The sequence below is a fragment of the Chryseolinea soli genome (genome assembly GCF_003589925.1).
GTDB classification, from domain to species: Bacteria; Bacteroidota; Bacteroidia; order Cytophagales; family Cyclobacteriaceae; genus Chryseolinea; species Chryseolinea soli.
In genome coordinates, this window is the sequence record NZ_CP032382.1 from 6,296,203 (window position 1) to 6,316,073 (window position 19,871).

At 52.6% G+C, this 19,871-nt stretch carries 17 protein-coding genes; 7 read left to right on the forward strand and 10 right to left on the reverse strand.

The genetic code is table 11. From position 1 onward, the window contains the following. Together D4L85_RS26250 and D4L85_RS26255 are read right to left on the reverse strand one after the other, a co-directional pair. On the reverse strand, positions 1-1,587 hold the full coding sequence (locus tag D4L85_RS26250; protein ID WP_119757092.1) for an OmpA family protein: 1,587 nt from the start codon (positions 1,585-1,587) through the stop codon (positions 1-3). 73 nt (positions 1,588-1,660) lie between these two features. Beyond that, positions 1,661-2,260, reverse strand: a complete 600-nt coding sequence (locus tag D4L85_RS26255) for a DNA-3-methyladenine glycosylase (RefSeq protein ID WP_119757093.1) — start codon at positions 2,258-2,260, stop codon at positions 1,661-1,663. A 94-nt stretch (positions 2,261-2,354) separates the two neighbouring features. On the opposite strand from D4L85_RS26255, the gene D4L85_RS26260 reads away from it, so the two are divergent. Beyond that, on the forward strand, positions 2,355-3,203 hold the full coding sequence (locus tag D4L85_RS26260) for a DUF2911 domain-containing protein (RefSeq protein WP_228450639.1): 849 nt from the start codon (positions 2,355-2,357) through the stop codon (positions 3,201-3,203). A 367-nt stretch (positions 3,204-3,570) separates the two neighbouring features. On the opposite strand, the gene D4L85_RS26265 is transcribed toward D4L85_RS26260, so the two are convergent. The 6 genes from D4L85_RS26265 to D4L85_RS26290 form a co-directional block, all read right to left on the reverse strand. Next, positions 3,571-3,903, reverse strand: coding sequence for a hypothetical protein (locus D4L85_RS26265; protein WP_160144015.1), 333 nt, complete (start codon positions 3,901-3,903; stop codon positions 3,571-3,573). 5 nt (positions 3,904-3,908) lie between these two features. Then, positions 3,909-4,187: a hypothetical protein gene (locus tag D4L85_RS26270; protein WP_119757095.1), complete on the reverse strand. Its 279-nt coding sequence runs from the start codon at positions 4,185-4,187 to the stop codon at positions 3,909-3,911. Between the two features lie 141 nt (positions 4,188-4,328). Further along, entirely contained in the window at positions 4,329-4,754 is a 426-nt protein-coding gene (locus tag D4L85_RS26275) for a nuclear transport factor 2 family protein (protein ID WP_119757096.1), read from the reverse strand. Positions 4,755-4,825: 71 nt separating this feature from the next. Beyond that, entirely contained in the window at positions 4,826-6,523 is a 1,698-nt protein-coding gene (locus D4L85_RS26280; RefSeq protein ID WP_119757097.1) for a sodium:solute symporter family protein, read from the reverse strand. Between the two features lie 175 nt (positions 6,524-6,698). Continuing rightward, the gene (locus D4L85_RS26285; RefSeq protein WP_119758955.1) at positions 6,699-9,227 is read right to left on the reverse strand and encodes a PIG-L family deacetylase; all 2,529 of its coding nucleotides are present in this window, start codon (positions 9,225-9,227) and stop codon (positions 6,699-6,701) included. A gap of 142 nt (positions 9,228-9,369) precedes the next feature. Next, positions 9,370-9,843, reverse strand: coding sequence for a hypothetical protein (locus tag D4L85_RS26290; protein ID WP_119757098.1), 474 nt, complete (start codon positions 9,841-9,843; stop codon positions 9,370-9,372). Between the two features lie 497 nt (positions 9,844-10,340). Between D4L85_RS26290 and D4L85_RS26295 the strand changes: the two genes are divergently transcribed. The 4 genes from D4L85_RS26295 to D4L85_RS26310 all read left to right on the forward strand — a co-directional run bounded on the left by D4L85_RS26295 (position 10,341) and on the right by D4L85_RS26310 (position 15,005). Then, the gene (locus D4L85_RS26295; protein WP_119757099.1) at positions 10,341-12,194 is read left to right on the forward strand and encodes a 3-keto-disaccharide hydrolase; all 1,854 of its coding nucleotides are present in this window, start codon (positions 10,341-10,343) and stop codon (positions 12,192-12,194) included. Between the two features lie 50 nt (positions 12,195-12,244). Next, the gene (locus tag D4L85_RS26300; protein WP_119758956.1) at positions 12,245-14,245 is read left to right on the forward strand and encodes a plastocyanin/azurin family copper-binding protein; all 2,001 of its coding nucleotides are present in this window, start codon (positions 12,245-12,247) and stop codon (positions 14,243-14,245) included. A 102-nt stretch (positions 14,246-14,347) separates the two neighbouring features. Continuing rightward, on the forward strand, positions 14,348-14,575 hold the full coding sequence (locus D4L85_RS34655; protein ID WP_174236173.1) for a hypothetical protein: 228 nt from the start codon (positions 14,348-14,350) through the stop codon (positions 14,573-14,575). A gap of 106 nt (positions 14,576-14,681) precedes the next feature. Further along, positions 14,682-15,005, forward strand: a complete 324-nt coding sequence (locus D4L85_RS26310; protein WP_119757100.1) for a tetratricopeptide repeat protein — start codon at positions 14,682-14,684, stop codon at positions 15,003-15,005. Positions 15,006-15,007: 2 nt separating this feature from the next. On the opposite strand, the gene D4L85_RS26315 is transcribed toward D4L85_RS26310, so the two are convergent. Together D4L85_RS26315 and dnaB are read right to left on the reverse strand one after the other, a co-directional pair. Next, positions 15,008-15,793, reverse strand: a complete 786-nt coding sequence (locus D4L85_RS26315; RefSeq protein WP_119757101.1) for a hypothetical protein — start codon at positions 15,791-15,793, stop codon at positions 15,008-15,010. A 96-nt stretch (positions 15,794-15,889) separates the two neighbouring features. Continuing rightward, complete coding sequence (gene dnaB, locus D4L85_RS26320) at positions 15,890-17,422, reverse strand: replicative DNA helicase (RefSeq protein ID WP_119757102.1); 1,533 nt, start codon at positions 17,420-17,422, stop codon at positions 15,890-15,892. Positions 17,423-17,652: 230 nt separating this feature from the next. Here dnaB and D4L85_RS26325 point away from each other — a divergent pair, with 230 nt between their 5' ends. Beyond that, the gene (locus D4L85_RS26325; RefSeq protein WP_119757103.1) at positions 17,653-19,029 is read left to right on the forward strand and encodes a UDP-N-acetylmuramate--L-alanine ligase; all 1,377 of its coding nucleotides are present in this window, start codon (positions 17,653-17,655) and stop codon (positions 19,027-19,029) included. A gap of 38 nt (positions 19,030-19,067) precedes the next feature. Then, positions 19,068-19,871 (forward strand): 3'-5' exonuclease, encoded by an 804-nt coding sequence (locus tag D4L85_RS26330; RefSeq protein ID WP_119757104.1) that lies wholly within the window; start codon positions 19,068-19,070, stop codon positions 19,869-19,871.

A 19,871-nucleotide genomic window follows, 5' to 3' on the forward strand; every position in this document is an offset into this window, starting at 1 on the left:
TTAAAATTTCCGGATAATGAATTCCACGCGCCGGTTGAACTGCCGGGTCTCTTCTGTGTCGTTGCTGGCGATGGGCTTGGAGCCGCCGTATCCTTTGCCTGTGATGCGTTTACTTTCCACTCCTTTCGAGATGAGATAGGCGCGCACTTTATCGACGCGAGCTTGCGAGAGCTTCACATTTTGCGCGGGGATGCCCCGGTTATCGGTGTGGCCGGCCAGCTCTATTTTTACTTTTGGATTGGTCTTTAAGAAAGAAACGACGAGATCCATTTCCGGGTACGATTGCGTGAGCAGATTGGTGGTGCCTTGTTCGAAAAGGATGTCTTTCAGGTTCACCGTCACGCCCATCGCCACGGGCTGAAGTTTAAAATTCATTTCCAGCTCCTTCATTTCGTAGGTATTCACATTCAGCTTTTCCATGGTGCTGATGTAGCCGGGAGCTTCAATGGTGATGTTGTACTCGCGGGTGGACGGGATGAGGATAGCGTAGCCGTTGCCCACGGTGGCTTGCACGGTTTCCGATTGTTCCGGAGAATAAAAAAGTACACTCGCTTGCAGATTTTCCCCGGTTTTGGAACTGGTCACTTTGCCGTGGACGCGGATGCGCTGGTCCTCGTTGAAGGAACGCGACAGGGGAACGATCTTGGTCACCGTATCGGGTGCGTTGTGCACGGAGGCGACAATGGTGCTATCCCTGTGGATGGGGTCGTTGGAAATGAACAGTTCGATGTTGGCGTAGCCGTCGCTGTTGTGCGTGCTGGTGTAAATCGAAAATCCGGCGTGGTCGTAGTTGCGGAAATACTCTTCGCGGCCTTCCGTGTTGAAAGGCGAGCCCAGGTTCACCGGCGTGGTCCACGCGGTCCAGGTGTCATCGAGACGGCTACTGGAAAAGATGTCAAAGCTGCCATAGCCTTTGCGGCCATTGCTGGCGAAATAGAGGGTCTTGCCGTCGGCGCTCAGCGAGGGGCTCAGTTCCTGGAGTTGGGTGTTGATAGTGCTCCCCAGGTTCCGGGGTTCCGACCATTTGCCATCAGCGCCGCGCAATGTCACATAAAGATCTTCCACACCGCGGGTGCCATAGGTCTCGGCGGAATACACAAAAACCGATTGGTCAGCGGAAACAAATCCGGCCAGGATATCCGATTTGTTTTGAAAATAGGGAATGTTGATGTTCTCGGGTCTGGACCAACCGTTGCCGGTGTTGCGCGAAACGGCGATGCCTTGCGTCCGCGAAGTGTTTCCCGAAGGGTCGTAGTGATTGACGAGAAAGAGCTGGCTTCCATCGGCAGAGAATCCGGCGACGGCATTGTATCCTTTGTCGTTCAGGACCGGACCGGCATGCACCGGTGCCGACCATTGCCCGGTTTCCGTGAGCACCGACACCCAGATATCACCCGGATCCTTTATGCCACCACTATTCGCCGGATGACCGGCCACGGTAATATAGAGACTCCTGCCGTCGGGACTGACGACGGGGTTCAGCTCGTCTTTTGGTGTATTCACCAGTTGGAGGGACTGACGCGTTAATGGCTGTGCGGAAAGGGTTTGGAGGACGCTATAGAACCCGATAACTAGAATTGCTCTCATGAAATTTTCAAAACAAAGCTGCAAATATACACAGACCCCCCTGGATCCCCCCTACCACCCGTATATTCTCAGGCTACTTGCTTACCCAGCGGTTTCCTTTTAGTGTAAAGCGCCAGGGAAGTTTCGCGTCTTCGCCGGCATAGTCGATGCCGATGCGAGGACTGGCTTCAATATTCTTCGAGGGGGTCTTTCGGCCGAAGTCTTCAATCCAAACTTCGTTATCCAGCAAAAATTTTCCATTCCACTTTCTGTCAATGCCCAATGCTTTGGTCAGTTTGCCGGGACCGGAGGTAAGATGAAATGGGTTGGCCAGTTTGCCCCGGCGCGCCTTCATGATCTCCACACCTTCCAGGGGCTCGATCGCCCGGATCAGCACGGCGTCGGCAACGTCGGGACGGTTGGTGACGACGTTGAACAGGTAGTGCATGCCATAGATCAGGTAGACATAGGTGTGGCCGCCCTTGTCGAACATCACGGCATTGCGCGGCGTCTTTTTAGCACCTTGGGGTCCATAGGCGTGGCTGCCCCACTCCTTCCAGGAGTAGGCTTCCGTCTCCACGATGATGCCACCGGTGACCTCGCCATCGATCCGGGTGTATAAACCTTTGCCCAGCAGTTGGCGGGCGATCTTGACGACGTTCGTCTGTTGATAAAAGCTTTCTGGTAGCTTCATACGGAGACTGATCGGGATGTGAAAAGATTGGCTAAATTTGACCGCTAAAATTTAAACAACTAACCTTTTTATACCACCAAAAATCAACCAGCTCATGAAAAAAACTCTAATGATCGTTGCCCTGGCATGTTTTAGCCTCATTACGTATGCCCAGGTGCTTACACCCTCCGCCAGCCCTGCCGGATCGGTGTCTGCGACCGTCGGACTCACTACGGTGAAAGTTGACTACTCCCGTCCACGCGTGAAAGGCAGAAAGATCTTCGGTTCGGATGCCGGCGTGCTCCTTCCCTACGGACAGATCTGGAGAACCGGAGCTAACTATGGCACCAAGATCTCCTTCAGCGATGATGTGAAAGTAGAAGGCATTGCCGTTCCTGCAGGTGAATACCTCATCTTCAGCTGGCCCGGCGCTACCGAGTGGACCGTCGCCTTATACAAAGACATTTCCCTGGGTGGAAACACGGCCAAGTATGACAAAGCCAACGAAGCCGCTAATTTCAAAGTGAAGTCCGAAAAGCTCACCGAAAAGGTGGAGACCTTCACCATCAACGTCGGCGACATCAGCGACGATTCGAAAAATGCCAAGGTTCAACTGGCTTGGGAAAACACTTCCGTGAAATTCGGCATCGCGGTAGACTTCGATGCGAAAGTGATGGAGTCGATCAAGGAAAACACCCAGGTTGATCCGGGTAACTATTTCTCCGCGGCCGTCTATTACCTCGAAAATGGCAAAGACCTGAAGCAAGCCCTGGAGTGGATCAACAAAGCTGCAGCAGCCGACCCTGCCTTTTACATCCTCTACCAAAAAGCCCGCATCCAAAAGGCATTGGGCGACAAAGCCGGTGCTATGACCACGTCTACGGCTTCGCTGGAAGCTTCCAAAAAAGCCGGCAACAGAGACTACCAGAAAATGAACGAGGAACTGATGAAGAGCCTGAAGTAATCGGCGCCTTCCCTATAAAAAACAAAACCATCCTGATCGCTCAGGATGGTTTTTTATTTCTCCCACACATTGGAGAAGCTAGACCTTGTTCAGGTTAAGACATTACTTACTTGCTGCGCGCTTCTTTCTTTGCCTTCTTCTCGGCACGTTTTTCTTTCAGCGTCTTGGTTGGCTGCTTCTTGGTCTCCTTTTTAGCATCTTGTGATTTAGACATAGCTATGTGATTTAAGTGTTCATTTCAAAAATAATCAAAAAGTGAATATCTCAAAATGAGGGAGCCGGAAAGTTGCAAAAAGTAAGAGCAGCCGGTTCAGGTTGGTCGTTGGTATCTTGGCAGGTGCGTTCTTGTGGTTCCGATTGATCGGCTTCATTCATAGATGTGCCGCTTCAACACTTTCTCTACATCGGCATAGAATAACTGCTCGTTACCTTCCGAGAGCGAAGCGGTGTCGGTTTCCCGGATGTGCGTGATGAGTGACCGGTAATGATTCATGTCCACCGGCGTTTGAAGAAGTTCCTTCAGGTCTTTGCGGATAAATTCAACGGCGATGTGCGACAGCTCTCTGATTTTGAACTGCTCGTTCACATACACTTTCAGAAAACGGTCGTCCAGAAAATCTTTCAGGAGATCGTTCCGTACTTTGAGGATGAGTTCGGCAATCGTTTCGTCGGTCCAGCGGGTGTGTTTGATATCTTCCATAGGGTTCATTTGTTCTTGAGGATCCAGCGCATGAGGTTTGTCCACGTAGGATGGTATTGCTCGCGTTTCAGGATGAGGTTCAGCAAGGGCTCGATCTTCTTTTTGCCAAACTCAGCGAAGGCCTGCCGCTCCGAAATGCCACGCGCCTGACTCTGAAAGTAGTGGTTGAAGTCTGCTTTCCACGCGCGTAGATTAAAGGAAAATCGCTGCTCCAGGACTTTCCAGGTCTTCTCCATATGGACCTCTTGAAACTGGCGCGTGATGTCTTGAGGAAGCTTTTCCATAACTAAATACGTTAGTTAATGGATCAAATATACAAACTAATAAAATTAGTATTTACGTGCGGGTGTGATTTATTTTGCCTCTGGAAGCGCAGAAAAAGCCTTTGCACTGACTTTGCGTCTTCTGCCCCTCCAAGGTTAAACCTACAGTTTAAAAGCCTGTCGGCCGATAAGTTTCCACTGGCCCTTCTGCTTCTGCCACACCAGCAACACCCCCAAATTGACCGTCCCAGGCTGACCGTCGTTGTTGGTCTCGCCGCTCAATTTGTGACGCACCAAGGCGAGGTTCTCAGAAACGGTGATGGTCTGGTCGGCAAGCTCGATCGTTTTAAAGTCCGACTTGCCCGTCACGATGGCGTCTACAAAGGCAGCCTTGTCTTCTATTTTGCCGCTGGAGTGGCCATAGCTCAACGCATCGGCCGTGATCTTTTCCAGGGCGGCTTTGTCGGCGTCGACCATGGCTTTGCGCAGGATTTCCACGGCAGCGGCCACGGCTTTCTGGTCAGCGGTTTGTGCCCGCATTACCAGCGAGCAACCGAATAGCAAAAGAAAAAGGAATGTTCTCTTCATGGTTGTTTGTATTTAATCAAATGAAAGTTGAAACACGTTGATGATCATCGCACTGGGCGCCTGACGTTGTGCTATTGCTTCGGGGTGGTTGCGGGCATCACCGTTTGCAACAAGATCGACAACCCGATGACGACGGCACAACCGATCAAATTATAGAGCAAGTACGCGATGTCTGTCGCCGCATAGCAATATAAAACAATTCCCTCAGCCACGATCGCCGCCCAAAAAACAGCATGCCCGTGCACGCGCTTCACATAGAACGCCGCCAGGAAGATCCCCAATATGGTGCCATAAAAAAGCGATCCCACGATGTTCACGAACTGGATCAGATTTTCGGCAAAGGTTGCCAGCATGGCGAAGATCATAGCCAACAATGCCCACAACACCGTGAACCACCGCGAAGCTTTCAGATAATGTTCCGCCGGCTTCTCTACCTTGTTCGAGCGTTTATAAATATCCATGCACGTGGTCGACGCCAGCGCACTCAACTCCCCTGCCATCGACGACATCGCCGCCGAAAACATCACAGCCATCAGTAACCCGATGATGCCATGAGGCAAGCTGCTGAGCACAAAGTTGAGAAAGATATAGTCGCGGTCTTGCGTTTTGGCACGAGGGATGGCTTGCGCAATGGTGGCCTTCACCGAGTCGCGGATCTCCACCTCCTTGCCTTGTAACAATTTCACCTGGTCGCGCGAAGCATCCACGGCAGTTTCGTCGCCCTCATGGATGGCATTCACCAGTTTATCTACGGCATCACGCTTCTGAGCATAGATCGCATTGTATTCGCCTTCCAGCGATTGCAAGGTGGCGGCCTGCTCCGTTTTCATGGCCCGGTCTTTCAACACACCGTTGTGAAACACGGGAGGCTGCGTGAATAGGTAAAACACATACACCATCACCCCGATAAAGAGAATGATGAATTGCATAGGGATCTTCAACAATCCGTTGAAGAGCAACCCCAACCGGCTTTCGGTCACGGAGCTTCCCCCCAGGTAGCGCGCCACCTGTGATTGATCCGTGCCGAAATACGAAAGAAAAAGAAATGTTCCGGCGATCAGGCCCGACCAGATGTTGTAGCGATCTGCCAGGCTGAAGCGCAGATCCACGAGATTGAGTTTCCCCATTTTGCCCGCGATCTTCACCGAGTCGCCAAAAGTGACGTTGTCCGGCAATAGGTTGAAGGCCAATATCCCCGCCAGGATCATCCCGCTCATGATCACGGTCATCTGCTGGCGTTGCGTGATGCTAACAGCTTTAGAACCGCCCGTGACCACATAGATCACCACCAGGGAGCCGATGAGCATCGTCGTGATGGGAACGGGCCATCCCAAAAGCGTTGACAGGATGAGCGACGGCGCAAACAGCGTGATGCCCGCAGAAAGCCCGCGCAACAAAAGAAAAAGTATGGCGGCCAGCCAACGCGTCTTTAAATCAAAACGGGTTTCCAGGTATTCGTAGGCTGTGAATACTTTCAAGCGATAATAGATGGGCACCATGGTCACGGAAATGATGACCATGGCCAGAGGCAATCCAAAATAAAACTGCAGGAAGCGCATGCCGTCCTCGATGGCCTGTCCTGGTGTGGACAGGAACGTGACGGCGCTGGCTTGTGTGGCCATGATGGATACGCCGATCATCCACCACTTCATGGCGTTGTCGCCCTTCAGGTAGCCTTCCATGGTCTTGGCGCCTCGCGTGCGCCAAACGCCATACAGCACGATGAAGGCCACGGTTCCTCCCAGTACAACCCAGTCGAGATAATTCATGCGAACGATTGGGTTAACCAATAATACAATACCATCTGAACAGCCAGTGCACCCAACACCAGCCAATACCATTGACGCCAGGAGTTAAAAACGGGAGGTTTCTCTTCAGGCTGCATGGTGGTGTATCGGGTTGGTGGAAAATGTTTAGTTGCAGGGACTTCAAAAAAGTAAAGGCTCACTTCGCTTTGGTCGAGGACTTGGTCTTCGTCTTTATTTTCGGGCTCTCGGCTTTTTTTGGTTTGCCCATAGACACCAGGTTGGCGAAAAGTTTATACGCCCCGGCCACGCCTTCGGGAAGTTCCCGGAAGAAAGACAACCCTGTATAGACATAATATCCTTCGCCATAAGGGGCCACCAGCAGGCTGGCATCTTTTGGCGTCTCGTTCTTGTCGTTCATGGACAGGATCGCTTCGAACTTTTCGTCCCACTTGCCGGGAAAATACAAGCCCCGCTCCTGCACCCATCCGGTGAAATCACGGTCTGTTATTTTATTGGGCGTGTTCAGCACGGCGTGTTCCGGTTTAAGAAAGCGCACGGTAGCATCTTCTTCCGTCACGCGGTCGCGCGAAAGTGTGAGCGGATAAGGAGCGAATTTGTCGGTTTCCAAATCGTTGTTCACGTTGTACTGCACCACCAGCGTTCCGCCTTGCTTTACATAGTCGAGCAATACCGGCATAAAAAAAGGTGCCCGTGTGTTGGTGTTCATGATGCGGACACCCAGCACCACCGCGTCGACGCGTTTCAAATTCTCGGACGTTATTTCTTCGTTCTTCATTTCCCACACATCGTACCCCATCGTGCGCAAGCCTGCCGGCACATCGTCACCCGCACCACGGATGTAGGCGATGGTATGTCCTTCTTTTTTCAGGTTGATGCGCACCAATTTGGCCTGGGCCTTGGGTAGCAAGGTTTGGGTTGGAATATGATCGTAGGCTATCGTCTGCAGGGCCTGGTCGTAGCTTTTACCGTCCACTTCCGCCACCGCTTTTAGCGTGGAAGTGATCTCGTTGCGCGACGGGTACACCGTGAACATTTTCTCATCCTCTTCTCCGCGCGAAGCCAATGTGAAGGGAATCATGGCCGGTTCGGCGCGCCACCCGTCGGGGAGTTGCAGTTTTACATTTCCGGAGAGCGGCTTCTCGCTCGCCGACTTGATCTTCAGCCGGACGTCGCGCGGGTTTTCGTCGCTAAACACGAGCACGTTGTCGGCAAGATTCACAAACACGGGCGGGACAATTTCAAACGGTCGGGACAATTCTCCTTTTACGGGATCCGTCCATTTATATTGGAGGGGCTTGGTGACGATCACCGGCTGGCCTTCCACCGTCAGGTGAAAAGCAAAGCTTATGGCCGGATCGTTTTCCGGTTTGCCGATCAGGTTGGGATTGGTCACGGTAAACAAACCGACGGTGTGCTCCTTTTGCAACCAATAGGGATCGCTATAGCCGGTGCCGGTGGCCACCGCGTGGTTGCGCGTGAACACCAGGGACGCGTTGTTTTCCAACGGTTGGTTTAGGGTGGAATCGACACCCAGCCCGGGGCTTTTGATCCCCGACAGGGTGATGGAAACGGGCGAACGGTTCACCAGTTCAAAGCTCGTCGCAACGTGCTGGCCGGGCGCCACCCAGTATTGGTCGGCCGTTACTTCGATGAACACACCCGCGCAGTCGACGATGAGTTGTTCCACTTCTGCCAGTTTTCGATCCCGCCACACGCCCGGTTGCAATGCGGTGATGGCCTGACGGATCTGGAGCAATGCCGCGATGCTGGCGTAAGGTTTCTCCACGTCAAAGTTTTTGATCACGGCGTCCACCAGGGGTTGTATTTTTTCGCCGCCTTTCAGCCGGCTCCAGGTAGTGTTCACGCCTTCAAAAATATCTTTCTCTGCCCGCTCTCCTTTCATGTACTCCAGGAATTCCTGTTGTTGTCCACGCATGCCTTTCGACCCGAAGCCCTGACTTTTGTGTTGGCTCCGGCTCACGGCCGCGATCTCGGAGAAGGACTCACCCAAAAGCGGGCTGAAGCCGCCCACATTCAGCGTGACGATGCCCGGGGTGTTTTCATTGATGGTCGAGTTCCACCAACGTCCGGTGTTGGTATATAAACGTTTCACTTGCCAGGTGCCAAATTCGGTGAGCTGCCCCTGAAACATATCGGTCCGTGCCGCAGCCTCGAACGCTTCTTGCGCAAGAATGGCCGACGCCGTGTGATGGCCATGCCCGGCGCGCTCGTCCGGTGGAAAGCGCGTGATGATAACGTCGGGTTGATATTGGCGAAACACTTTCACCACATCGGAAAGGACCTCATTCTTGTTCCAGATGGCGAAGGTTTCGGTGGCAGACTTGGAGAAACCAAAGTCGTTGGCCCGTGTAAAGAACTGGTGGCCACCATCAATGCGCCGCGCCGCCAGCAATTCCTGCGTGCGGATCAACCCCAACAGGTCTCGAATCTCGGGGCCGATGAGGTTTTGCCCGCCGTCGCCGCGGGTCATGGACAGATAGGCGGTTTCCACCTGCCGGTCGTTGGCCATGTAGGTGATGATGCGCGTATTTTCGTCGTCGGGATGGGCCGCTACGTAGAGCACGGAACCCAACACGTTCAGTTTTTTGAGTTGGGCTTTGATGTGCGCGGCATCCGGTGTGGGCTGTTGTTGGGCAAAGGCTATTGCGGGGACAAACAAAAGGCAATAAAATAACCTCCTCATGCGGGTGTCGTGTTGGTGGATGATGCGAATTAACAGAGAAAAATCGATTCGACGCACAGGGATTTATGTAACCTTCAGGCGGCCGCACAATGAGCGGTCAAAATCCGACGAATGACAGGCTGGGTATGACGAAGAACCGTTTTCAGATCTTCCCGCGCTTTTCGCCGTTCACGAGGTAGGTGCCGTCTTCTTCAAAGCGGACCACGATGCGGCTCAGGCTCTTCTTGTCGTCGTCCTGGTAAAGCAGGGTGTATTCATAGGGGCTCACGCGGTCTTTGATGTCATCGGTGTAGCCCAGTTCCAATTTTAATACGGTGGCGGTGTCGACTTTGCGGTTGAGCATGACCTTTTCGTCATTCTTCACCACGCGTACGCGCACTTCGCCTGGTTTCAAGGTCAGGGCTCGCACATTCAGGAACAGGTAAGGCAGCGGCCCCGAGGCTGAGGCCCGGGTCAATTCCTTGTGGGTTTGTTCCATGTCGACCGTGTTCGGGTCGGGCAACGGGCGCGTGCGAAACTCGAAATTGAGTTTGATCTCAAATTCCTCCTTGGTTTTGTACGGCACCTCTTCCTGTACAAAAAGGGAAAACGCAAAAAGGAACGTTGCAAATTTCATGTCGCCGGTGGTGTTTAACGAAGATAGTGATATTAATGCTCAGGGCCTAGCGCGGCACCGAGCTCGACACGCGAAAATGAGGAAAGAAACACAAAGTTAACCAAGTATGCGGGAGGGAATTCCCGCGCCAGTGGCAATGTCATGGAACAGGTCAGCTCACATCACGCGCAACACGTTGAAAAAGGTAAGATCGCCAAGCGTTGGTATGAAAACATAGCGCATAATTTTAATCGACCATAAAAATTTTTCTAAGAACCGTTTTGCTGTAATGACGTCGAAAAAAAGAGGAAAGAATAAACCGCCGGTCATCAATTCTTGCCTTCGCAAAAACAGCGTTACGAATAGCAACCCGATACCGAGTCGATTAGCGTATTTTTCCGAAGTATTACCCGCTTGCCATCCGCAACTTAAAAATTATCGCCCGCTTATGGTCAAAATGACTTTTTGAAATATCTTTGGTTCCCATTTAAACCCTACGACCAAACACCCACACTCCCATGCTGAAAAGAACTTTCCTCACGCCCCTCCTGCTCTTTGTGTTGTTGAGCGTGGCGTCGGCGCAAAAGCAGGTCTATAAACTTACGCCTCTCGCCCTCCAGGATCTGTCGGGATTTAAAACGCCCACCAAAAATTGGCAGATCGTGGGTGATGTTTCGGGAAGCTTCGACAGTCCGACGCTGAAATCACAAAAAGGCGCCGGCGTGCTCCTGAACGACTTCGACGAAGCGCGTTTCAAACCCGAGACCAACCTGTTCACAGCGCTCGAACACGGCGACCTGTACTTGTCGCTCGACTTTATGATGCCCAAGGGCTCCAATTCCGGGATCTACCTGATGGGGCGCTACGAAATTCAGCTCTTTGACAGTTGGGGTGTGAAAGTACCCCACGTGCAGGATTGCGGAAGCATCTACGAGCGTTGGGACGAAGCCCGTCCGGAAGGAAAAAAAGGCTATGAAGGCCACCCCGCGCGTATCAACGCCAGCCTGGCGCCTGGCTTGTGGCAACATTTGGAGATCGAATTCAACCGCCCCCGCTTTGACGAAAATAAAAAGAAGATCACCCCCGCCCGCTTTGTAAAAGTGGTGTTGAACGGCATGGTCATCCACGAGAATATCATCGTCACCGGCCCCACGCGCGCCGCCGCTTTCCAGGACGAGGTCGCCAAAGGTCCGCTGATGATTCAAGGCGATCATGGTCCGGTAGCGTTTCGCAACATTCAATATGCATTGCTGGATGATTTCAACATCAAACTGAGCGATGTGCGATATGAGTATTACGAAGGAAGCTTCCAAGACTTCAAACTCACACCGGACGCACTCGTCAGAAAAGGAAGCGCCGAGGCCATCGACGCCAAGCTGGCCGACAATCCCAACAAACTCGGCCTGGTGTTCACCGGAACACTCGATATCAAAGAGAAATCAGAATATCAATTTATCCTGAAGAAGGTGGGCAAGGCCAAATTGAACCTCGATGGCCAAGACATTGCCGGGTCCGAAGAATGGTTTGACGATGCCGTGGCGTCCCGAACCCTCGACGTAGGCAAGCATACACTCGTAGTGACCTATGTGAAAGGCTCTGCCTGGGGGCCAGCCGGTGTAGGCGTGTTCATCGGAAAGACCAACGCACGACCACAGCCTTTGCATTTAGAAAACTCGCTGCCCGCCATACCGCCGACACCGCTCATCGACGTGAGCGCGGGATTGGAGCCGGAGTTGATCCGCTCCTTCATGTACTACAAAGGGAAAAAGAAAACTCATGTGATCTCCGTGGGCGACCCGGCCGGCATCCACTATGCCTACGATCTCGATCAAGCCGCTGTGTTGCAATCCTGGCGGGGCGACTTCCTGAACGTGACCGAGATGTGGTATGAACGCGGCGAGCCACAAGTTGCCTCCCCGATGGGCGCACCGGTAATGTTGAGTGGACGATGCCCGCTTGCCCTTGTTGCCGACAACAAAGCGGCCCTCCCGGATACGTTGAACGATCGCAAAGACCTGATCTATAAAGGCTACCGCCTCGACGAAAAGCGGTATCCCAAATTCAAATATCAATATGGAAGCATCACCTTCGAAGACTCCTTTCAACCCGACGCCAACGGCCAGGGCCTAGCGCGCACGCTGACGGTGAGCCAGTTCCCCCAAGGCCAGGTGGTCATCGTGCGGTTTGCAGAAGGAAATCAAATCCGGGAGGTTTCCGACAATCTCTATGCTGTGGATGAAGCGTATTATGTTCGCGTCCCCGTCACGGGAAAAACAAAACCATCGATCAGGGTCAATGGCAATAAAAAAGAATTGGTATTGGAATGGGGCGCACCCCTGTCAACTTCTTTAACCTACACACTGATATGGTAACGCTTCAAAACATATTCCTCCCCATGCCATCACACAACGGATCCCCTCTTATGAAAATATTCGCAGGCTTATTCTTTTTGGTGTTTCTCGTTTTCGACGGCAACGCCCAAGCCACACGCCCGCAAGCCGAAGCAGACTATTACGCGCTGAAGACCATCTCCATTCCCGAAAATGTGAAATTGGAAGTTGGCGGTCTGGCCGTATTGCCCGATGGCCGCGTGGCCGTGAGCACACGGCGCGGTGAGATCTGGATGATCGAAAATCCGTACGAGGGCGAACCTCGCTATTCGCGTTTTGCCTCGGGCATGCACGAAACCTTAGGATTGAATTACCGCGACGGCGCATTCTACTGCACCCAACGCGGGGAACTCACCCGCATCACCGACACCGACAATGATGGCCGCGCCGATCTGTTTGAGACGCTCTACAAATTCGACCTCAGCGGCAACTATCACGAATATGCCTATGGCCCCCTGTTCGACAAAAACGGAGACATGTATGTCACCCTCAACGTGGCCTGGATCGGCTATGGTGAAGGACTGGCCAAATGGCACGGATGGTTATTGAAAATCAAGAAAGACGGCACCATGGAACCCATCGCCACCGGTCTCCGCTCGCCTGCCGGCATCATGGTCAATTCTTCCAACGATATTTTCTATGCCGAAAATCAAGGCGACTGGGTTGGATCCGGCCGCGTGACCCACCTGGAGAAAGGCGACTTCGCTGGAAACGCCGGAGGCTTGCGCTGGACAAAAGAACCTGAATCGCCCGTGAAGCTTACCCGCGAGGACCTGGCCAAAGTGGATAACGGTCAGCCCATGTTCGAGGCGGCCAAAGTGATCAAGGAACTGAAGCTGCCGGCAGTGTGGTTTCCTCACACGCTGATGGGAATTTCCACGGCCGACATCCTCGAAGACACGACCCAAGGCGCATTCGGTCCTTTTGCAGGACAGTATTTTGTGAGTGACCAAGGCCATTCCAAGATCATGCGCATGACGCTGGAAAAAGTGAATGGTAAATATCAAGGTGCCTGCTATCCCTTCCGCGAGGGTTTTGCATCAGGGCTCATCCGTCTCCGCTTTGGGCTGGATGGTTCTGTTTTTGGGGGGATGACCAGTCGTGGCTGGAGCAGCACGGGTCCCGAGCTCTACGCCCTGCAACGCCTGGTCTGGACGGGAAAAGTGCCGTTCGAAATAAAAACGGTGCAAGCGCGTCCCGATGGCTTTGAATTAGAATTCACATCGCCCGTGAACAAGACGGTGGCGAAAGATCCGGCACACTATGAATTCAATGGATTTACGTATCACTACCATCACCAATACGGCAGTGAGATCATCAACAGCGAAAAATGCACACTAAAAGGCATCATTGTATCCGACGATGGAAAGAAGGTGCGCGTTGTGCTCGACAATCTTCGCGAGGGCTACATCCATGAGGTGAAACTGACCGACTTCACCGGCGAAAACGGACTGCCCCTGTTACACAATACGGCGTACTATACATTGAATGCTATTCCGTCGGGCGAAAAAGTTACGCTCACCGAAAGCCAGATGGTGCATGCGCACCACGCCATGGCTATGCCTGAAAAGACTCCGGCTGCCTCGCCTGCCAAAACTGCTACTACACCCGCCAAAGCCACGGCCAAACGCCAGTTGAAGATGCCGGCGGATTGGAAACAGCCGGACCAGGTGATTGCCATCGGTACGAAGCCGGGATTGAAATTCGATATTACGGAGTTGCAGGCGAAGGCGGGTAGTAAGATAAAGCTCGTGTTTAGCAACAACGACGATATGACCCATAACCTGGTGCTTGTGGAGCCGGGGGCGGCGAAGGAAGTGGGTGATCAGGCGTTCAACCTGGGGTTGAAGGGGTCGCAGATGAATTATATTCCTAACTCGGCGAAGGTGTTGTTTCACACCAACCTGATTCAGCCGGGGACCTCGGAGACGATTTATTTTACGGTGCCGTCGAAGCCTGGGGTGTACACCTATCTGTGTACTTATCCCGGGCATGCTATGATTATGCAGGGAACTTTGCGGGTGACGAAGTAAGATCAATTTGAACCGCCTCGCCTTCGCTAAAAGCTCCCACCTTCGCTAAAGCTATGGCGGGCAAGACGGCGGGCAAGCAAAGTCAGCGCAAAGGTCTTCGGCTTGGAACTCTATGATTGGTCGGATGGCGGCGTCCTCAACGATACCGATATACGGTTGTTTGTATTTTTTGCGGGTCCAGAGATAGCAGAACATTTGCCGCGGATGCAAAAAAAGGCATGCCGTATTTTAAGGCTCCCGTTTGCCCGGTTCTTCTTTTTGAAGAAAATATTCCTTGGGAGCGGAAACCATGCGCTGTTGCTGGGTGTTGATTTTATCGCAGGCCGGTAAAGATCGTCATTTCCTTTTTTTCTGATGGATGTGAGCTTTAGTGCTTTTTTGCACTTTTTCGAAAGCACCGGTTTTGCGACTTTAGCAATCCTTCAAAACCCACGTTATGTCGTCTTCGCGCATCGACCAACTTGAACAGTTCTACCAGGAAGATCCGACCGATCCCTTCAATCTTTATGCGCTCGCACTGGAACAGCAAAAGCTCGACGGCAACAAGGCCATTGAATTGTTTACCCGCCTCATCAAAGAGCATCCGGAGTACATCCCGACCTATTATCATTTGGGAAGGGCCTACCAGGATCTGGGAAACCGCGACCAGGCGTTGAAAATTTTTATGGCCGGCATCGAGCAAGCCCGGCGTCACAGCGACCTGAAAGCGCTTCGCGAGTTGCACGCGGCGCACCAGGATCTACTTTTCGATATCGAGTAAGATCAATTGGCCAGCGCGCCATCGTCTACCCAGCAAGCAATGAGTTGGATCTCCGCGTCGGTGAGCGACCCTTCTTTCGGCATGCTGCGGTCTTGCGTTTTCAATTTCATGTTCTTGGCGTTGGCCTTTGCGTTTGCAAAAACGCGTAGGTCGGGTCGCGTACCATCATGGCATCCGCTCACGGAGCACTTCGTCTCGATGATCGGTTTGATGTCGTTGGCCCAACTGGTGCCACTGAACCCGCGTGAAATGGTGATCCCCAAATTTACGGTACATCCTGCATTGTCTTTCACCACGATGGTTTGATAGCCTACCGGCAGGCCGGTGAATGTATTGTTTTCCGAAAAATCGGATGTTCCGATGGCAAACAGGTAGGGCGGGTTTCCGCTGGACACTTGTAGGGTAACGGCACCGTTGCTTCCCAGGCACGAATTGTCATCCGTGATGTCGGCGGTGAACGAAAAATCTTGTGCTTTTATGTAAACATTGTCGATGGTGGTGTTGCAGGCGTTGGCATCCGTCAGAACGATGGTGTAGAGGCCGGCGGGCAGGTTATTGAACTGGCCGTTGTCCTGGGTTGGGCCGTTTTTGATGGAAAATTGGTAGGGTTCCTTTCCCCCACTGCCAAATACTTTCAGGCTGCCGTCGGGCACGCCGCATTGGCTGGCGTTCACCACCGTGCCCAGGCTTAGGATGAGACCGGACTTTTCACAATCCACCGGGTCTTCATCATTCGAGCAGGCCATCACACCAAAGGCCACGGCCAAGCCAAACCAAAACTTTTGCATGTTCCTATTGATCAACAGACAAAGGTAAGGAGAAGCACCGTATGAAACCCGGGGTTGCTTTGGCGGAATCGTAGGTTGAACGAAAAATTCGGCAGCTTAGAACGGCGTCTCGTCGTCGTCGCGCATGGGCGGCAACGCCGGGGGTTCGCTGTCGGGGTTAAACGTATTGAGGCGGCTTTCGCGGGTGATCATGCCCGAGAAGGGGTTGTCGTAGGACGACATCGGCGCATCGAGGTCGCCAAACTTGGTGTACTTGCCGATGAACTTCAGCTTCACACTGCCCACCGATCCGTTCCGGTGTTTGGCAATGATCACTTCGCCCATGCCCTGTGTGGGCAGGCCTTCTTCGTCGACGGTGATCTTATAGTATTCGGGCCGGTACAAGAACATAACGATGTCGGCATCCTGTTCGATGGAACCCGATTCGCGCAAGTCGGAAAGTTGAGGGCGTTTGTCGCCACCGCGGGTTTCCACACCCCGGCTCAACTGGGACAGGGCCAGCACAGGTACACTCAATTCTTTTGCGATACCTTTCAGCGCCCGCGAGATGGAGGCGATCTCCTGTTCGCGGTTACCGCCCTGGTCGCCCCGCATGAGCTGCAGGTAGTCGATCACGATGATCTGGATGTTGTTCTCTGCTTTCAAGCGACGGCACTTGGCGCGAAGTTCCAACACGGAAAGCGCGGGGGTGTCGTCGATAAAGATCGGGGCGGTGGCCAGTTTGTTTGTTTTGTGTACCAACTGGGTCCACTCGTGATCGGCCAGGGTACCGCGTTTTATTTTCTCGCCTTCCAGTTCGGCTTCGGCTGAGATCATCCGGTTAACCAACTGGATAGACGCCATTTCCAACGAGAAGATGGCTACGGGAACTTTGAATTCCACGGCCGCATTGCGCAACGCCGACACCACGAAGGCGGTCTTACCCATACCGGGGCGGGCGGCAATGATGACGAGGTCTGACTTCTGCCAGCCGGACGTCATGCGGTCCAGTGCGGTGAAGCCGCTGGGCACACCGGTCAAGCCGTCTTTGTGTTCTTTTAAGGATTGAAGTTCCTGGATCGCCCGCGTCATGAGGTTGCGCATGTTGTCGTAGTTCTTGCGCAGGTTGGAGTCGGAGATCTGGAAAATGGATTGTTCGGTTTTGTCGAGCAGCTCGAACACATCGGTCGTATCTTCGTAGGCATCGTGCTGGATCTGCGACGACACCTGGATGAGTTCGCGCTTGATGGCCATCTCCATGATGACACGTGCGTGATACTCGATGTTGGCTGCCGAGCTCACTTTGGACGTAAGCTCCGCAATATAGTAAGCACCCCCAACCAGCTCGATCTTGCCGGACTTGCGCAGTTGGTTCACCACGGTACGCATATCGACGGGATCGGAAGACTTGAAGAGTTCGACGATGGCGGAATAGATTTCCTTGTGGGTCTCGCTGTAGAAGTGTTCGGGCTTCAAAAATTCCACCACAGCGTTCAACGCATTCTTCTCCAGCATGAGCGCACCCAACACCGTCTCTTCAAGATCAAGTGCCTGAGGGGGCAACTTGCCTAACCCTTCCGAGATCTCTCTGGGAATGAGTTTGTTCGACTTGTTACCGACCCTCAGTGACGTTGATCTTCCTTGCTCCATACAGTGGTTGTTGTACGTGTTTTCTTTGTAAAGGCGACAAACGTACAATCATTACGAATCAGTCTGCCCACAACTTATACACAATTCACTAACAAAGTAAATGTTAATAAATTCCAAACGACACTTTACCGGAAAGATTGTTGTGTGAAGCCTGTGTGAAGCAGCGAACAGACAGTGAGGACTTTCAAACGCCAAACATTTTTAGTTACTTTAACCGGAATTTTTTTTCGATGCAGCAAAAGAAGCAAAAGATTCATTTCATCGCCATTGGCGGAAGCGTTATGCACAATCTTGCCATTGCGCTGAAACAAGGCGGGCATGAAGTGAGCGGTTCGGATGATGAGATCGTTGATCCTTCACGGAGTACATTAGCACAACACGGCTTACTGCCTGATACAGAGGGCTGGAACCCCAGTAAAATTAAACCTTCCCTGGATGCCGTCATCCTGGGCATGCACGCCAAAGTGGACAACCCCGAGCTCTTAAAAGCACAAGAATTGGGGCTGCGCATCTTCTCGTTTCCGGAGTATATCTATGAGCACTCCAAGAACAAGCAGCGCATCGTCATCGCGGGCAGTCACGGAAAGACCACCATCACGGCCATTGTGATCCACGTGCTCCACTATTTTAAACATAAATTTGATTACGTGCTGGGCGCCAAGGTGAAAGGCATCGAGAACACCGTAAAGCTTTCGGATGCACCGATCATCGTGATCGAAGGCGACGAGTACTTATCCTCCGCGTTAGACCCCACACCGAAATTCATTCGCTATCAACATCATATCGGCCTCATCAGCGGCATCGCCTGGGATCACTACAACGTGTTTCCCAACGAAGAAGAATACGTAAAGCAATTCGATCTCTTCGCCGACGCCACACCCAAAGGTGGCATCCTCATCTATTGTGAACAGGATTCCATGGCCCTCATGATCGGCAAGAAAGAACGCGTCGACACGTTGGAGCTCAGTTACAAAAACCATCCCCACACATCCGACAACAACGGGCAATTCTTTCTCACCAACGGCAAGGAGCGTTATCCCATCAAGATCTTTGGCAGTCATAATTTCCAGAACATCAGCGGAGCCAAGGAGATCTTGAAAAAGATCGGCATCACGCCCGAGCAGTTCCTGGAAGCGATCACCAGCTTTGAAGGCGCCGCCGGCCGGTTGCAGAAGATCAAAGAGTACGCATCCACCTCGGTGTATAAAGACTTTGCACATGCACCTTCCAAGGCCAAAGCCACGGTGAAAGCATTAAAGGAAATTGCGCCTTCGCGTGATTTAGTGGCTGTGTTTGAGCTTCATACGTTTAGCAGTCTCAACAAGAAATTCATTCCTCAATACAAAGACAGCATGAAAGCTGCCCAGCAGCAGATCGTATACTTCAACCCCGAAAAAATGAAAGCCAAGGGAATGGAGGTCCTCACGGAAGATGAGATCCGTAAGGCGTTTAATGCTCCCGGTCTTTTGGTTTTTCAGGACAAGACGGCGTTGGAGAATTTCCTGCTCCAGCAATCCTGGAAGAACAAGAACTTGCTGTTCATGAGCTCGGGCCAATTCGGCGGACTGGACATCCCTGCACTGGCCGACAAACTCCAGGTGTCCTAAAAAAACGGACACATTTTTTTACTTCTTCACCGCCCCTCATGAAACTGAATTTACGGAACCCGCTTTGCTTTTTCGATCTCGAGACCACCGGCATCAACATCACCCAGGACCGCATCATTGAGATTGCCGTCATCAAGCTGATGCCCAACGGTGAAACGATCCACAAGTCGAACGTGCTCAACCCCGGCATTCCCATTCCGGCCGAAACCTCGGCTATTCACGGGCTGCGGGAGGAGGATGTGAAAGACAAGCCCACCTTCAAAGAAGTGGCCAAAGACTATGCCCGCTTCTTCGACGGCGCCGACCTGGCCGGCTTCAACATCCTGAAGTTTGATGTGCCCATGCTGGTCGAAGAATTCCTGCGCAACGACATCGAGTTCGACTACCACCGTAAAAAGATCATTGACGCCCAGAAGATCTTTCATCTCATGGAGAAACGGACGTTGGGTGCTGCCTACCGTTTTTATACAAACAAGGAATTCGAAAACTCGCACACCGCCGAGGCGGATACCCAGGCCACCATGGAAGTGCTGCTGGCACAAGTGGAGCGCTATGAAGGCCAGGAAGTGACCGATGGCCTCAACCGCAAGATCGGCGAGATCAAAAACGACATCGAAGCACTCCACAAGATCACCTCCACCGGGATGGTGGATTTGGCGGGCCGCATGATCTTTAATCAAAAGGGGGAAGAGATCTTCAATTTCGGCAAGCACAAAAACAAGGTGGTCACCGACGTGTTCAAGATCGAGCCACCCTACTACGAGTGGATGATGAATGGCGACTTCCCGCTCGACACCAAGCGCAAGCTCACCGAGATCAAGCTGCGCGGCTTCCGGAAATAA

Coding starts and splice junctions, on each gene's coding strand:
- D4L85_RS26250 (WP_119757092.1), bottom strand. CDS start 1,587: ATGAGAGCAATTCTAGTTATCGGGTTCTATAGCGTCCTCCAAACCCTT.
- D4L85_RS26255 (WP_119757093.1), bottom strand. CDS start 2,260: ATGAAGCTACCAGAAAGCTTTTATCAACAGACGAACGTCGTCAAGATC.
- D4L85_RS26260 (WP_228450639.1), top strand. CDS start 2,355: ATGAAAAAAACTCTAATGATCGTTGCCCTGGCATGTTTTAGCCTCATT.
- D4L85_RS26265 (WP_160144015.1), bottom strand. CDS start 3,903: ATGGAAGATATCAAACACACCCGCTGGACCGACGAAACGATTGCCGAA.
- D4L85_RS26270 (WP_119757095.1), bottom strand. CDS start 4,187: ATGGAAAAGCTTCCTCAAGACATCACGCGCCAGTTTCAAGAGGTCCAT.
- D4L85_RS26275 (WP_119757096.1), bottom strand. CDS start 4,754: ATGAAGAGAACATTCCTTTTTCTTTTGCTATTCGGTTGCTCGCTGGTA.
- D4L85_RS26280 (WP_119757097.1), bottom strand. CDS start 6,523: ATGAATTATCTCGACTGGGTTGTACTGGGAGGAACCGTGGCCTTCATC.
- D4L85_RS26285 (WP_119758955.1), bottom strand. CDS start 9,227: ATGAGGAGGTTATTTTATTGCCTTTTGTTTGTCCCCGCAATAGCCTTT.
- D4L85_RS26290 (WP_119757098.1), bottom strand. CDS start 9,843: ATGAAATTTGCAACGTTCCTTTTTGCGTTTTCCCTTTTTGTACAGGAA.
- D4L85_RS26295 (WP_119757099.1), top strand. CDS start 10,341: ATGCTGAAAAGAACTTTCCTCACGCCCCTCCTGCTCTTTGTGTTGTTG.
- D4L85_RS26300 (WP_119758956.1), top strand. CDS start 12,245: ATGAAAATATTCGCAGGCTTATTCTTTTTGGTGTTTCTCGTTTTCGAC.
- D4L85_RS26310 (WP_119757100.1), top strand. CDS start 14,682: ATGTCGTCTTCGCGCATCGACCAACTTGAACAGTTCTACCAGGAAGAT.
- D4L85_RS26315 (WP_119757101.1), bottom strand. CDS start 15,793: ATGCAAAAGTTTTGGTTTGGCTTGGCCGTGGCCTTTGGTGTGATGGCC.
- dnaB (WP_119757102.1), bottom strand. CDS start 17,422: ATGGAGCAAGGAAGATCAACGTCACTGAGGGTCGGTAACAAGTCGAAC.
- D4L85_RS26325 (WP_119757103.1), top strand. CDS start 17,653: ATGCAGCAAAAGAAGCAAAAGATTCATTTCATCGCCATTGGCGGAAGC.
- D4L85_RS26330 (WP_119757104.1), top strand. CDS start 19,068: ATGAAACTGAATTTACGGAACCCGCTTTGCTTTTTCGATCTCGAGACC.